Annotated in this window: 12 protein-coding genes; 7 read left to right on the forward strand and 5 right to left on the reverse strand. The window is 73.3% G+C overall.

All coding sequences use genetic code 11. The features are described 5' to 3' along the window. Positions 1-43 precede the first annotated feature (43 nt). From ACFY2B_RS02390 to ACFY2B_RS02410, 5 genes are all read left to right on the forward strand, one after another. The gene (locus ACFY2B_RS02390; protein WP_390761241.1) at positions 44-1,732 is read left to right on the forward strand and encodes a hypothetical protein; all 1,689 of its coding nucleotides are present in this window, start codon (positions 44-46) and stop codon (positions 1,730-1,732) included. Between the two features lie 208 nt (positions 1,733-1,940). After that, a complete protein-coding gene (locus ACFY2B_RS02395) occupies positions 1,941-2,903 on the forward strand; it encodes a sortase (protein WP_390761242.1) in 963 nt (320 codons plus the stop codon). A gap of 35 nt (positions 2,904-2,938) precedes the next feature. Then, positions 2,939-3,817: a phosphate ABC transporter ATP-binding protein gene (locus ACFY2B_RS02400; protein WP_390761243.1), complete on the forward strand. Its 879-nt coding sequence runs from the start codon at positions 2,939-2,941 to the stop codon at positions 3,815-3,817. Beyond that, complete coding sequence (locus ACFY2B_RS02405; RefSeq protein WP_390761244.1) at positions 3,814-4,617, forward strand: hypothetical protein; 804 nt, start codon at positions 3,814-3,816, stop codon at positions 4,615-4,617. Before ACFY2B_RS02400 ends, ACFY2B_RS02405 begins: the two co-directional genes overlap by 4 nt. 429 nt (positions 4,618-5,046) lie before the next feature. Continuing rightward, complete coding sequence (locus tag ACFY2B_RS02410; RefSeq protein ID WP_390761245.1) at positions 5,047-5,325, forward strand: hypothetical protein; 279 nt, start codon at positions 5,047-5,049, stop codon at positions 5,323-5,325. A 156-nt stretch (positions 5,326-5,481) separates the two neighbouring features. Here ACFY2B_RS02410 and ACFY2B_RS02415 read toward each other — a convergent pair whose 3' ends face one another. From ACFY2B_RS02415 to ACFY2B_RS02430, 4 genes are all read right to left on the reverse strand, one after another. Then, complete coding sequence (locus ACFY2B_RS02415; protein WP_390761246.1) at positions 5,482-6,675, reverse strand: hypothetical protein; 1,194 nt, start codon at positions 6,673-6,675, stop codon at positions 5,482-5,484. A gap of 151 nt (positions 6,676-6,826) precedes the next feature. Next, positions 6,827-8,458 carry a phospho-sugar mutase gene (locus tag ACFY2B_RS02420; protein ID WP_390761247.1) on the reverse strand — a complete coding sequence of 544 codons (1,632 nt, stop codon included), beginning with the start codon at positions 8,456-8,458 and terminating at the stop codon, positions 6,827-6,829. Positions 8,459-8,625: 167 nt separating this feature from the next. Beyond that, positions 8,626-9,450, reverse strand: a complete 825-nt coding sequence (locus ACFY2B_RS02425) for a purine-nucleoside phosphorylase (RefSeq protein WP_390761248.1) — start codon at positions 9,448-9,450, stop codon at positions 8,626-8,628. Between the two features lie 262 nt (positions 9,451-9,712). Further along, the gene (locus ACFY2B_RS02430) at positions 9,713-10,150 is read right to left on the reverse strand and encodes a gamma-glutamylcyclotransferase (protein ID WP_376524289.1); all 438 of its coding nucleotides are present in this window, start codon (positions 10,148-10,150) and stop codon (positions 9,713-9,715) included. A gap of 310 nt (positions 10,151-10,460) precedes the next feature. Here ACFY2B_RS02430 and ACFY2B_RS02435 point away from each other — a divergent pair, with 310 nt between their 5' ends. Both ACFY2B_RS02435 and ACFY2B_RS02440 read left to right on the forward strand, forming a co-directional pair. After that, positions 10,461-11,909 carry an NAD(P)H-quinone dehydrogenase gene (locus tag ACFY2B_RS02435; protein ID WP_390761249.1) on the forward strand — a complete coding sequence of 483 codons (1,449 nt, stop codon included), beginning with the start codon at positions 10,461-10,463 and terminating at the stop codon, positions 11,907-11,909. Positions 11,910-12,077: 168 nt separating this feature from the next. Further along, positions 12,078-13,034, forward strand: a complete 957-nt coding sequence (locus tag ACFY2B_RS02440) for a DeoR/GlpR family DNA-binding transcription regulator (protein WP_390761250.1) — start codon at positions 12,078-12,080, stop codon at positions 13,032-13,034. A gap of 72 nt (positions 13,035-13,106) precedes the next feature. On the opposite strand, the gene ACFY2B_RS02445 is transcribed toward ACFY2B_RS02440, so the two are convergent. After that, positions 13,107-13,706: a TetR/AcrR family transcriptional regulator gene (locus tag ACFY2B_RS02445; protein WP_390761251.1), complete on the reverse strand. Its 600-nt coding sequence runs from the start codon at positions 13,704-13,706 to the stop codon at positions 13,107-13,109. Positions 13,707-14,173 lie beyond the last annotated feature (467 nt).

The raw sequence follows: 14,173 nt of genomic DNA on the forward strand, positions 1-14,173 counted from the left end.
GGCGTATTCATCCGCAATCCAAACCCCCTGGGGGGATCACCACGTGAACCATCGTCCGGCACAACTCAGATCACCCGTGGCACTGCTGTCATGCTTCGCGCTGCTGTGCGCCACCCTGGCAGGGATCGTCGCCTTCGCGGGCAGGGCCAACGCCGCGGGGACCAGCCTCGGCTCGTTCACACTCAGCCCGGCCACGGGGAAGATCTCCGACACTCTCATGGCCACGTCCGCGACGTCGAGCACGGGCTGCCCGGACCCGACAAACGGACAGAGCGGGAACTCGCCCTGGCTCTTCGTTCTCGATCCGCAGAAGGCGGACAGCGGGACAGCTGTCGCCCAGGCCACGGCGAAGATACCGAACGGCGCGGACGCCTTCACCGTGAACCTCAAGTCGCCCTTCGAGCCGGCGAGCCTGGAGACGGCGCTGCGGAGCTATGTCACCGCACCGTCACTGGACGGCACATACACGCTGGCCTTGCTGTGCAGGGGTGGACTCGGCACTGCGGCCCAGTTCCTTGCCAAGGTCCGGGTCGCGGGCGATACGTGGACTCTGCTCCAGCAGCAGCCCACGACCGTAGCCCTGGACGCACCCGACGGCATCCCCGTCAACGGCGATCTCAAACTCACCGCGACGGTGGTACCGGCGGGCGCCCCGGGCTCGGTGGAGTTCAAGAAGGGTGACACCTCACTCGGAACCGCTCCGGTGACCGGCGGCAAGGCCGAACTCACCGTCAAGGCACCGGCCATCGGAGGCGCCTACACCTACACGGCCGTCTTCACGACCTCCGACCCCGATGCCTACACCGACGCGACGGGCAGTGATCCCGCGGGCATCACGTACCTCCTCACCGCCAAGGACGCAGGCGGCGCCCCCCTAGGGGACAAGCCGACCCTCGCCATCGGCCAGAGCGCGAAGATCACCATCCAGGGCTTCACCCCCGGGTCCACGGTCAAGGTGATCCAGGAGTCGTCCGACGCGCAGCTCCCGGACGCCACCGCCAACGCCGACGGAACGGTCGTCGACTACACGTTCACGGTTCCCGACCGCAGCATCCCAGGCGAAACGAACGTGTACTTCGCCGAAGGCGGCTCGGCCAACAACCGGGCGAGCTTCACCTTCGTCAGCACCGACGAAGCCTCCTCCCCGCCTCCGACCGACAACCCCGACCTCGACGTCACCGACGCCGACGGCAAGGCGCTCGCGGACAACCCCGACCTCGAACCCGGCCAGACCGTGAAGATCACCGCGCGCGGCTACACCGCGGACGCCACGGTCAAGGTCACCCTCGCCGACAGCGAGGCGACGTTCGACGACGCCAAGGCGAACGCCGCCGGGACCGTCGACACGTACGAGTTCACCGTCCCGAAGGACATCGCCGACGGCGACCACACGCTGACGCTCGCCGAGGACAAGACCGACGGGCACAGCCTCGACTTCGCCTTCACGACCGGTGCCGGCTCCAGCGAGTCGCCCGAGCCCAGCCCGTCCGCCACGGACACCAGCGGCACGGGCAGCGGCGGCACCGGCAGCGGCGGCGCGGACCCCGGCGGCCTGTCCGGCGGCGACAGCGGCGGTGGCGGTGGCGGTGGCTCCATGGCGTCCACCGGCGCCCAGGTCGGCGCGATCGGCCTGGCCTCGCTCGCGCTGCTCTCCGCGGGTTCGGCGCTCGTGCTCCACATGCGCCGCAAGGGCCTGCTGACCTTCGGCGGCGACACCCCGCAGCACCACTGACCGGCCGGGCGGTCCGGGGGCGCGCACCCGACGCGCCCCCGGGCCCGCCCGTCCGGCCGCCGTACGAGACCCCTCGTACGGACGTCGTTCGCAACACGCCGTACGAGACCCGTCGTAGGCAACACGCCGTACGAAACCCGTCGTACGGGACACGCCGGACGAGTGGCCTCGTACGAAGGAAACCGTCCCGCTTCGAGGAGCGCACCCCGTGACCACGCTCGCCCCGCCCCCGGCCGACGCGTCGGCGCCCACCGACGGCCCGCCCGCACCACCACCGCCCCCGACCGCCCGAGAGCCGCGCCAGGAAACCCCGCGGCCCCCCGCCCGCCCCGGGCTCGCACTCGCCGGGGCGGCCCTGTGCGTTCTCGCCGCCGTGCTCCTCGGCTTCGCCGCGAACCTGACGATCGTCGGCCACCTCCAGCACGCCCGTGACCAGCAGACGGCCTACGACGAACTGCGCAGAGAACTCGCCCTGGGCACCGCCCCGGTGGGCCAGCGCGACTACGAGGGCAAGCTCCTGAAGCCGGGTGCGCCCGTGGCGCTGCTGAAGATCCCGGCCCTCGGCCTCAACGAGGTCGTCGCGGAGGGCACCACCTCCGAGGTGCTGATGGCCGGACCGGGCCACCGCCGGGACACCCCGCTGCCCGGCCAGGCCGGCACATCGGTTGTCATGGGCCGCCAGTGGGCGTACGGCAGCCCCTTCCTCGACCTGCACAAGCTGCCCGTCGGATCCCGCATCGAGATCACCACCGGCCAGGGCAAGCCGGTCTACGAGGTCACGGGCGTCCGCCGGGCCGGCGACGAACTGCCCGCCCCGGTCACCGGGGGACGGGGACGGCTCACCCTCATCACCGCGACCGGAGCGCCGTACACGCCGAGCGGGGTGATCCGGGTCGACGCCAAGCTGATCACGCCGGTGCAGCCCAACCCGCCGCGTGACCTCCAGTCGGGCTGGATCGCCGATTCCGAGCAGGCGCTCGGCACCGACTCCGGCGCCTGGCTCGCCGTCTTCCTGTGGTCGCAGGGCCTGCTGATCGCCGCCCTGCTCGCGGTGTTCTCCTTCCGCGTCTGGGGCCGCTGGCAGACCTGGATCTGCGCGGGCCCGCTGCTGCTCGCCCTGGGCCTCGCGGACTCCCGGGCCATCACCGCACTCCTGCCGAACCTGCTCTGAACCACCGGACCCCGCACGGAAGGTGACACCAGGACATGTCCACCACCGAGAACCCCGACCTCGTCGACACCGCCGTCCAGCCGCCCGTCAGGGAGACCGCCGGAGACCGCCGCGCCACCGGCACCCTCTTCGCCGACGGTCCCGCCACCCTGCGGGCCGACTCCGTCTCCGCCTGGTTCGGCGACCACAAGGTCCTCGACCGGGTCTCGCTCACCATGCCCGCCCGCGAGGTCACCGCGCTCATCGGCCCCTCCGGCTGCGGCAAGTCGACCTTCCTGCGCATCCTCAACCGCATGCACGAACTGATCGGCACGGCCTCGCTGGCCGGCCGGGTGCTGCTCGACGAGGAGGACATCTACGACCGTGGGCGGCGCATCACCCACGCCCGCCGGCAGATCGGCATGGTCTTCCAGAAGCCCAACCCCTTCCCGGCCATGTCGATCTACGACAACGTGCTGGCAGGGCTCAAGCTCAACGCCATCAAGGCCACCCGTGACGGCAAGGACGACCTGGTCGAGGAGTGCCTCACCAAGGCGGGCCTGTGGAAGGAGGTCAGGGACCGGCTCCGCCAGCCGGGCGGTGCCCTCTCCGGCGGTCAGCAGCAGCGGCTGTGCATCGCCCGGTCGCTGGCGGTGCGCCCCCGGGTGCTGCTGATGGACGAGCCCTGCTCGGCCCTCGACCCGACCTCCACCCGGCGCATCGAGGAGACCATCGCGGAACTCAAGTCCGAGGTCACCATCGTCATCGTCACCCACAACATGCAGCAGGCCGCCCGCGTCTCGGACACCTGCGCCTTCTTCCTCGCCTCGCACGGCACGCCCGGCGTGATCGTCGAACACGGGGACACGGACGCGATGTTCAACGCCCCGCGGGACGAGCGGACCTCCGACTACGTGAACGGACGGTTCGGGTGACGGGCCCGCACCGTCGCACCTCCCGCACCCGGCGCCGTCCCGTCCTGCGTGCGCCGGCCGGGCTGCTCGCCGCCGTCCTGCTCGCGGCCTGCGGCCAGGGCGGCAGCCCGTCCGGGGTCCCGGCCGCGCGGGCGCAGGCCACCGGCGTCCCGCCGGGCCTCGCCGCCGATCCCTCCGGCGATGCCGACGAGCGGAGCGGGCCGGCCCCGGCCGCGCCCGCCACCGGGTCCGCGCCCGCCACGCGCCCGGCGCGTCCCACCGGTACCGCGCGCCCGCCCGCGCCGGACCCGGCCGGCCCCCGCACACCCCCGGTGCCGGCCCCCGCCGCCACCGGCCGGACCAAGGGCCCCGACCTCTCCCGGCCGCCCTCCCGGTCGCCGTCGCCGTCCACCGCCCCGAAGCGCGCCGCCGCCGGCCCGGCCCCGAAACCGGGCCGAGCCGTCCTGCGGATCGGCGACTGGTCCTCGTACGTCATGCGCGGCGGCCAGGACGAGGTGGACGCCTGCCGGGACGCCGTGCAGTGGACCGGACCGGAGATCGGCACCGAGGACGGGTACGAGATGAGCACCGTGGTGATCGTCGGCCACGACTACTGCAACGGCTTCGACCGCTTCGCCACCCTGCCGAAGGGCACCCGGATCACGCTCAGCACCGTCCACGGGACCTGGACCTACGAGGTGTACGCCAGCTACCTCACCCCCGGCCGGGGCGCCCCCGCCGCGGGCCTGTACTGGGGGGACCTGACCCTCCAGTCGTGCGTGGGGCCGGACACCGGTTTCAGCTACCTCGTACGTCTCTGAGCCCGCGGTGTCCGGCCGGCCGCGCCCGCGACCGGAGGAGTGGCGCGGGGACACCACCGTCACCTTCCACAGGTGTTCACCTCCGCTTGGTCTCTCGGAGTCCGCCAGGGGCCCTACCGCCGTCGCCCCCTGCCGAGGCACTAGCGTCGGGCACGCAACCGGAACCGACACGTCACCCCCCGCCGTACGCCTCCGGCCCCCCGAAGGCGCCCGTGAACCCACCACTCCCGACTCTCAGGAGTGGCTTCATGACCCGTCCGCTCACCAGGAACCTCCGCCGAACGGGCCAACGGCCGCGCACCCGGCGCGGCCTGCGCGGCGCGCGCCGTCGCCACCTGCGCCACGGTCGCCGCCGCCCTGCTCACCGCGGGTTCCCAGGCACCGGGGCCGGCCGCGGCGACCGGCGCGCGGCAGGACGAGGGCCCGAGCGTGCCCGGTGGATTCGTGGCCCCGGACGCCCCGCTGCCCAAGGTGCCCTCGCAGGGTGACGACTCCTACCACGTCGAACTGCCGCCGCTGAACGGCGCGCCGGGCGCCGAGAAGGCGTGGGACGGGCGGGCCGCCGATTCCTCGGCACAGCAGCGGGTCGCGGCCGAGGCCGGGCTGCCGGCCCCGGCACCCACCGGGACGACCGCCGAGCCCACCCCGACCGACACCACCGGCCCCGCGGCCTCCGAACGGAGCACCGGCACGCCGGCAGCGGGCTGAACGTCCGGGCCCCCGACCACGCGGACGGGGGCCCGGAACGCCGGAACGCCGAAGCCCTGGAACGCCGAAGCCCCGGGACGCCGGGACTCGGCCACCCGGGGGAAACCCGGGCCGTCGGCAACCCCAGCCGCGGCCCCGCCCCGCCCCCGCCGCGGATCAGGGTGCGCTCGGCCACACCAGCAGCATGTACGCGCCGCAGTACGCCGAGCCCGCCACGGCCGTCGCCAGCACCAGCGCCCGGTAGCGGTCGGAGGCCCGCGCCAGATGCACGGCCAGCGGCAGCAGCAGCGGGAAACCGGGCAGCAGGAAGCGGGCACGAGGGAAGTACACGCCGCCGCTGAACAGGACGATCACCAGCAGCACCCCGGTGAACACCAGCAGCGGCAGCGGCTGCCGGTCCCACACCGTCAGCGCGAACAGCACCACCGACACCAGCATCGTCAGGGTGACCACGATCAGGAACAGCTCCGGCCGCGACTGGTGGCTGAACAGCTCGCGCAGCCGGCGCAGGGTCTCGTGGCCGCCGTCCAAGTCGTTGTGCCACATCCGCTGCACGGCGAAGTAGCCGTCCCAGCGGCCGAGCCGCAGCCCCACCCAGCCGAGGTACGCGCACCAGCCGGCCGGAGCCAGCAGCGCGGCGGCCAGGGCCCGGCCCGAGAACCGGCGGCGCAACGAGAGCAGGGCGGCCACGGAGACCGCGGCGGCCAGCGCGATCCCGGTGGGCCGGGTCAGCCCGGCCAGACAGGCGCCCGCGGCGGCCCACAGCCAGCGCTCGTCGAGGATCGCGACCAGCGTCCACGCCGCGAAGGCCGTGAACAGCGACTCGGTGTACCCCATCCACTCCACCAGGCCGACCGGCAGCGCCGCCCACAGCGTGGTGAGCAGGAACCCGGCCGTCCGCCCGGCCAGCCGGTCACCGACGGCGAACACACCCCAGGCCGCGACCAGCGACGCCAGCACGGCGATCCCCAGCCCGGTGCTGGCCAGGCTGCCCGGCGTGACCACGGCGACGGCCCGCACCAGCAGCGGGTAGAGCGGGAAGAACGCCAGGTTGTTGTGGTCGAACGCGACGCCCAGCTCGTGTGTGTACCCGTGGCCGGCGATCCCCAGATACCAGCGGGAGTCCCACTCCGTCGCCAGCATCGGCCAGACGCCGCGCCCCCGCTCGTGCGCCCAGACGGCCAGGAACAGCAGCCCCGCGACGTGCACGGCGAGGAAGGCGGCCAGCGCCGGCGCCGCGCGCCGCAGCCCGCGCCACAGCGCCCGGGAGGGCGTGCCGGCCGGGACGGGGGGCCGCCGGGTGCCCGGGATGTGTCCGCTGGGGGCGGTTTCGGGGGCGGTCGAGGACACGCGGCGGCTCCAGTACTCGGCGGGCGGCGGTACGGTTCACCGTTCCCGCAGAGCGCGCCGGAGTGCGGCCGGTGCAGCAGCCGTAGCCCCGAAATCACCCTTTGGGGTGCCCCCCGCTCCCCGGCGCACCCCGAAAGGGACGACCGGTGCCTCAGATGCCGGCGGCCTCGGACAGGTCCCGCTTGAGACCGGCCAGCAGCCCGGCCGCGCGGGCACGGGCGTCCGGCAGTCCGGCGCGGTCGGCGACCGGGACGACGACCTCCAGGTAGCACTTCAGCTTGGGCTCCGTGCCGCTGGGCCGTACGACGATCCGGGCGCCGTCCAGGGTGTAGCGCAGGCCGTCGGTGGGCGGCAGCCGGTCCGTGCCCCGGGACAGGTCCTCGGCCCGGGTGACGGCGAGGCCGCCGAGACGGGCCGGCGGGTGCGCGCGCAGCCGCGCCATGGCGTCGGCGATGACCGACAGGTCCCGCACCCGGACCGAGAGCTGGTCGGTGGCGTGCAGCCCGTGCTCCACGGCCAGGTCGTCGAGGAGGTCCGGCAGGGTCCGCCCCTGCTCCTTGAGTTCGGAGGCCAGCTCCGTGACGAGCAGGGCGGCGGTGATGCCGTCCTTGTCCCGCACGCCCTCCGGGTCGACGCAGTAGCCGAGGGCCTCTTCGTAGCCGTAGCGCAGGCCGGCCACCCGGGCGATCCACTTGAACCCGGTCAGGGTCTCCTCGTACGGCAGCCCGGCCCGTCCAGCGATCCTGCCGAGCAGCGAGGAGGACACGATGGACTCGGCGAAGGTGCCGGTGGCGCCGTGCCGTACGAGGTGCGCGGCGAGCAGGGCGCCGACCTCGTCACCGCGCAGCATGCGCCACGCGCCGCCGTCCCGGACGGCGACGGCGAGCCGGTCGGCGTCCGGGTCGTTGGCGATGACCAGGTCCGGTTCGCTCGCGCGGGCCTGGGCGAAGGCCAGGTCCATGGCGCCGGGCTCCTCCGGGTTGGGGAAGGCGACGGTCGGGAAGTCCGGGTCGGGCTCCGCCTGTTCGGCGACGAGGACGGGGGCCGGGAAACCGGCGCGGGCGAAGGCGGCGCACAGCACCTCCGTGCCGACGCCGTGCAGGGCCGTGTGGACGGTGCGCGCGGTGCGCGGCGAGCCGTCGGTGAGCACGGCGGCCGTACGGGCCAGATAGGCGTCCAGGACGGAGTCGTCGAGGATCTCCCAGCCCGCCTCGGGGCGCGGGACGTCGGCGAGGGAGGCGATCGCGTCGATCTCGGCGGCGATCCCGCTGTCGGCGGGCGGCACGATCTGCGAGCCGTCTCCCAGGTACACCTTGTAGCCGTTGTCCCGGGGCGGGTTGTGGCTGGCGGTGACCTCCACGCCGGCGACGGCGCCCAGGTGCCGGATCGCGAAGGCGAGGACGGGGGTGGGCAGGGGCCGCGGCAGCACGGCCGCGCGCAGCCCGGCGCCGGTCACCACGGCCGCGGTGTCGCGGGCGAAGTCGGCGGACTTGTGCCGGGCGTCGTAGCCGATGACGACGAGTCCGCCGGTCCGGCCCTGCTGCTTCAGGTACGCGGCGAGACCGGCGGCGGCCCGGATGACGACCGAGCGGTTCATCCGCTGCGGCCCGGCGCCCAGTTCACCGCGCAGGCCCGCGGTGCCGAACTGGAGGGTGCCGCTGAAGCGGGCGGCCAGCTCCGCGTGGTCACCGGCGTCGATGAGCCGGGCGAGTTCCGCGCGGGTGTCCGGGTCGGGGTCCTCGGCCAGCCACGCTCGGGCCCGCGCGAGGAGTTCGTCGTGCACGGTCGGTCAACCTCCGTTGCTCGTGCATGCCGGTCGAACAGGTCCGGCACATCGGGGTACCCCCGCTCGACGAGCCGGGGGGCGTCTTGCCGACGGGGGCGTGCGGGCCACGGCGGGCGTCCGGGGCCCGCCGCCCCGGACGCCCGCCGCGACCCGCTCCTGCCGCCCTACAGTCGGCCCAGCACCTGCGTCAGCAGCGAACCCATCCGGGTCGCGCTGTCCCGGCCGGCCTGGAGGACCTCCTCGTGGTTGAGGGGTTCACCGGTCATGCCCGCCGCGAGGTTCGTCACCAGCGAGATGCCCAGCACCTCGGCGCCCGCCTCGCGCGCCGCGATGGCCTCCAGGGCCGTCGACATCCCCACCAGGTCCGCCCCGATCACCCGGGCCATCCGGATCTCGGCCGGCGTCTCGTAGTGCGGACCGGGGAACTGCGCGTAGACCCCTTCCTCCAGCGTCGGGTCGATCTCCTTGCACAGGGCCCGCAGCCGGGGCGAGTACAGATCGGTCAGGTCGACGAAGTTCGCCCCGACGATCGGGGAGGCCGCCGTCAGGTTGATGTGGTCGCTGATCAGCACCGGCTGCCCCGGCCGCATGCCCTCGCGCAGTCCGCCGCAGCCGTTGGTGAGCACCACCGTCTTGCAGCCCGCCGCGACGGCCGTGCGCACCCCGTGCGCCACGGCGGCCACGCCCCGGCCCTCGTAGTAGTGGGTACGGCCCACGAAGACCAGCGCCCGCCGGTTCCCGACGGCGTACGAGAGGACCTTGCCGCTATGTCCCGCGACCGCCGGCGGCGGGAAGCCGGGCAGTTCGGTGACCGGGAACTCGGCGTCGGGAGCGCCCAGGGCGGCGACGGCGGGACCCCAGCCGGAGCCCATCACGAGGGCGACGTCGTGGGTCTCGGCGCCGGTGAGTTCACGCAGGCGCGCGGCGGCGGCGTCGGCGGCGGCGTGCGGGTCGCCCTGGATGTCGTCCGTAGGAAGAGATGCGTTCACGCGGACGAGGGTAGCCGGTTCGGGCCTACGCGCGTAGATGAAGGGTGTATGAGAAGTGCGATCGTTGTCTTGTCGTTTCCAACGAAAACACTGTGCGGGGCGGCTCGGACGTCCGCGACGAGGACGTCCTTGTCGTCGAACCTCGACGACGAAGATCGGCGGACGTCCGCGGCCGACCGTGTACTCCACCGGATGTCCCGGGTGAGTCAGCTGTTTTGAGTGAGCCGGGTGTTCTGGGTGAGCCGGACCGTGCGGCTCTCCCTCAGCACGGGCGTTTCCGCAGCTCCATCACGTAGTCGTGGGGCGCGCCCGCGGACTCCGCCGCGTCGGCGATCTCACCCAGATAGCGGGCCGCGGGCAGCCCGCCCTCGTACCCGTTGAGCACGTACCCCCACGCCATCTCCTCCCCGTCCAGCGTGTGCGCCCTCAGCCGCAGCCGCCGGTAGATGCCGAGCCCCACGCCCTCCCACCGGTCCATGGGCTCCTCGTCCATGGGCGCGATGTCGTACAGGCCGACGAAGACCTGGCAGAGCGGATCCTCGACGATCGTCGCCAATGCCCCCTCCCAGCCCAGCTGCTCGCCGCCGAAGGTCAGCCGCCAGCCGTTGAGCCAGCCGGTGGCGCGCAGCGGCGAGTGCGGGGCGCGGCGGGACATCAGCCGCGCGTCGAGATTGCCGGCGTATGCGGCATAGAGCGACATGGGTCGAGGGTACGGCAGCGGAAACATCCGTCCCGCGAGTCCCGGGGGCCCCTTGTGTACCTGTTTCTGGTGTTTTCTTCGGCCTGCTCGCTCCCCATGGTGCCCGTGGACCGGTGGATGACGTCCTCCAGCCGCCGGACCGTAGGGTTCCGTGCACGATGCCGTCGCTCGGCGCCGCCCGCAGCCGGGCCGGGCGCGCCGCGGTCGCTTCCCCACGGGCTGTCCCCCCGCCCCGTACCTCCGTGCCCCAGATAACGGAACGCACACCACCGCCGCCCCCGGCCCGTACTCCTTTGATGGGTGCGGAACAATGGAGTACGTGACTCGGATCGTGATCATCGGTGGCGGACCCGGCGGATACGAAGCGGCGCTGGTGGCCGCGCAGCTCGGCGCGGAGGTGACCGTCGTCGACTGCGACGGCCTGGGCGGCGCGTCGGTGCTGACCGACTGCGTGCCGTCCAAGACCCTGATCGCCACGGCCGAGGTGATGACCACCTTCGACTCCTCCTACGAGGAGCTGGGGATCATCGTCGCCGACGACACCCCGCCGCTGGAACAGGCGGCCCGGGTGGTCGGCGTCGACCTCGGCAAGGTCAACCGCCGGGTCAAGCGGCTCGCGCTCGCCCAGTCCCACGACATCACCGCGTCCGTCACCCGGGCCGGCGCCCGGGTCATGCGCGGCCGGGGCCGCCTTGAGGGCATGCAGGCCCTCGACGGCTCCCGCAAGGTCGTCGTCACCGCCGCCGACGGCAGCGAGGAGACGCTCACCGCGGACGCCGTGCTCATCGCGACCGGCGGTCACCCGCGCGAGCTGCCCGACGCCCGGCCCGACGGCGAGCGCATCCTGAACTGGACCCAGGTCTACGACCTCACCGAACTGCCGAAGGAACTGATCGTGGTCGGTTCCGGCGTCACCGGCGCCGAGTTCGCCGGCGCCTACCAGGCCCTCGGTTCCCGGGTCACCCTCGTCTCCTCCCGCGACCGGGTGCTGCCCGGGGAGGACCCGGACGCCGCCGCCGTCCTGGAGGACGTCTTCCGCCGCCGCGGCATGAACGTCCTGGCCCGCTCGCGCGCCGCCGCCGCCAAGCGGGTCGGCGACGTCGTCGAGGTCACCCTCGCGGACGGGCGGGTCATCAGCGGCACCCACTGCCTGATGGCCGTCGGCGCCATCCCGAACAGCGCCGGACTCGGCCTGGAGGGGGCGGGCGTCAAGCTGAGCGAGTCCGGGCACATCTGGACCGACAAGGTGTCCCGCACGACCGCCCCCGGCGTGTACGCGGCCGGTGACGTCACGGGCGTCTTCGCCCTCGCCTCCGTCGCCGCCATGCAGGGGCGGATCGCCATGTACCACTTCCTGGGCGACGCGGTGGCCCCGCTGGACCTGAAGACGGTCTCCTCCAACGTCTTCACCGACCCGGAGATCGCCACCGTCGGCTACACCCAGGCCGACGTCGACGCCGGCAAGATCGACGCCCGGGCCGTGAAACTCCCGCTGCTGCGCAACCCGCGCGCCAAGATGCAGGGCATCCGGGACGGCTTCGTCAAGATCTTCTGCCGCCCCGGCACCGGGATCGTGGTGGGCGGTGTGGTGGTGGCGCCGCGCGCCTCGGAGCTGATCCATCCCATCTCGATCGCCGTCGACAACAATCTGACGGTCGAGCAGATCGCGAACGCCTTCACGGTGTACCCGTCGCTTTCGGGTTCGATCGCCGAGGTGGCCCGCCAGCTCCACACCCGCAAGGAGACCGGCGAGGGCTGACGCCGGGCGGCCCGACTCCCCGCCGGTCACGGGGAGTTGGCGAGCATGCGTACGGCATAGTCGGTGCTGACAGTGCTTATACCACCTCGCGACCAGTGTTGCGAACAACTTCTGTTATTCGGCGCAAACTGCTGAAAGCAGACGGTCGTTGGGGTTACTGTCAGTTTCGTGTTCGCTGCAGAACGTCGCCAATTGATCCTTGAAATGGTGCGAGCGAACGGAGCCGTGTCGCTCCGTGAACTCGCCCGCGTCGTCCAGACCTCCGAAGTGACCGTACGACGGGACGTGCGCGCACTGGAGGCAGAAGGACTCCTAGACCGCCGGCACGGCGGTGCGGTATTGCCGGGCGGATTCACGCGGGAGTCCGGCTTTCCGCAGAAATCACATCTCGCGACCGCCGAGAAGACGGCCATCGCCGATCTCGCCGCGGGACTCGTCGAAGAGGGCGAGGCCATCGTGGTCGGCGCCGGGACCACCACGCAGGAGCTGGCCCGTCGGCTCGCCCGGGTGCCCGGACTGACCGTCGTCACCAACTCGCTGCTGGTCGCCCAGGCGCTGGCGCACGCCAACCGCGTGGAGGTCGTGATGACCGGCGGCACCCTGCGCGGCTCCAACTACGCCCTCGTCGGCTCCGGTGCCGAGCAGTCGCTGCAAGGGCTCAGGGTCTCCAAGGCATTCCTCTCCGGCAGCGGCCTGACCGCCGAACGGGGACTGTCCACGTCCAACATGCTGTCGGCGTCCGTCGACCGCGCGCTGGTGCAGGCCGCGGCGGAGGTCGTGGTGCTGGCCGACCACACCAAGCTGGGTACGGACACGATGTTCCAGACGGTGCCGACCGATGTCATCACCCGCCTGGTCACCGACGAGCCCCTGGCCCACGACGACCGGGCCGGCACCGAACTCCAGGCCCTGGCCGACCAGGGGGTGCAGATCGCCGTGGCCGGGGCGTCGGGAAGCCCGGGGGGTGACCAGGTCCCGGCGCGCCAGCAGCGCCGGGACGTGCCCCTGCCCGGCCAGCGGCGCGGCCAGGTCCCGACCCCCGGGCTGCGTACGGCCGCCGTGCTCGGCGGTGAAGCGCCGACGGCCGCGGACCGCGCCCGCGTCGCGGACCTGCGCCGACGCTGAACCACGGTCCGGCCCGGGTGCCGAACCCCACCACCGGGCCGCCGCCGCTCGCGGCGCGCGGCCGACGTCCTCCTACTGCGTCAGGCCGCGCAGCGTCAGCCGCAGGAGCCGGTCCGCCAGGGCCGGGTCTCCCGGCGACTCCGCCGCCGCGAGCCCGATCGCATGGGTGAGCTGGAGCAGGTCACCGATGGTGACCTCGGCTCGTACGGCGCCCGCATCCCGGGCCCGGCCGAGCAGCGCGCCACCCGCCTCACGGATCGGCGCGCCGCAACGGGCGAGCGCCGAACCGGGGTCGGCGGAGTCGGACGACACCGACATCAGCGCCAGCGAGAGACCGCGGTACGCCCCGGCGTGCGCGACCACCTCGCGCAGCCACGTCACCAGGGCCGAACAGGGCTCGGGGGCGTGCAGCAGCTCACGGGCGCGGGCGACGAGTTCGCCCACCGCGTCCTCGAAGACCGCGCTCAGCAACGCGTGCCGGTTCGGGAAGTGCCGGTACAGCGTGCCGATCCCGACCCCCGCGCGCCGGGCGACGTCCTCCAGCGACGCGTCCGTACCGTGCTCGGCGAACGCGGCACGGGCCTGCGTCAGCAGCCGCTCGTAGTTGCGTCGGGCATCGGCACGCATGGCGCGCGGGGCTCCGCCGGCCTCCTGGACGATCACACCCGCCATGCCACCCTCCCTTTTCCCACCCCAAAACTCCCCCCAGCATGCCACCGCCCCCACCAACCCCACCCAGCCCCTGTCAGGGGCGCGCGGAACAGCGCACCCCCCACGCACCCGCACCCGTCCCCACTGCCGAGCCCCTGTCAGGGGCGCGGGGAACTGCGCGACAAGCCCCCACGCACCCGCACCCGTCCCCACTGCCGAGCCCCTGTCAGGGGCGCGGGGAACTGCGCGACAAGCCCCCACGCACCCGCACCCGCCCTCACTGCCGAGCCCCTGTCAGGGGCGCGGGGAACTGCGCGACAAGCCCCCACGCACCCGCACCCGTCCTCATTGCCGAGCCCTTCTCAGGGGCGCGGGGAACTGCGCGACAAGCCCCCACGCACCCGCACCCGCCCTCACTGCCCAGCCCTTCTCAGGGGCGCGGGGAACTGCGCGATAACCCCCCACGCACCCGCACGTACCCACCACCC

The organism is Streptomyces sp. NPDC001270 (assembly GCF_042896695.1).
In the GTDB taxonomy this organism is placed as follows: Bacteria; Actinomycetota; Actinomycetes; order Streptomycetales; family Streptomycetaceae; genus Streptomyces.

What these genes read in the sequence shown, in the direction of transcription:
- ACFY2B_RS02400 (WP_390761243.1), top strand. Translation starts at nt 2,939, where the DNA reads ATGTCCACCACCGAGAACCCCGACCTCGTCGACACCGCCGTCCAGCCG.
- ACFY2B_RS02430 (WP_376524289.1), bottom strand. Translation starts at nt 10,150, where the DNA reads ATGTCGCTCTATGCCGCATACGCCGGCAATCTCGACGCGCGGCTGATG.
- ACFY2B_RS02435 (WP_390761249.1), top strand. Translation starts at nt 10,461, where the DNA reads ATGGAGTACGTGACTCGGATCGTGATCATCGGTGGCGGACCCGGCGGA.
- ACFY2B_RS02445 (WP_390761251.1), bottom strand. Translation starts at nt 13,706, where the DNA reads ATGGCGGGTGTGATCGTCCAGGAGGCCGGCGGAGCCCCGCGCGCCATG.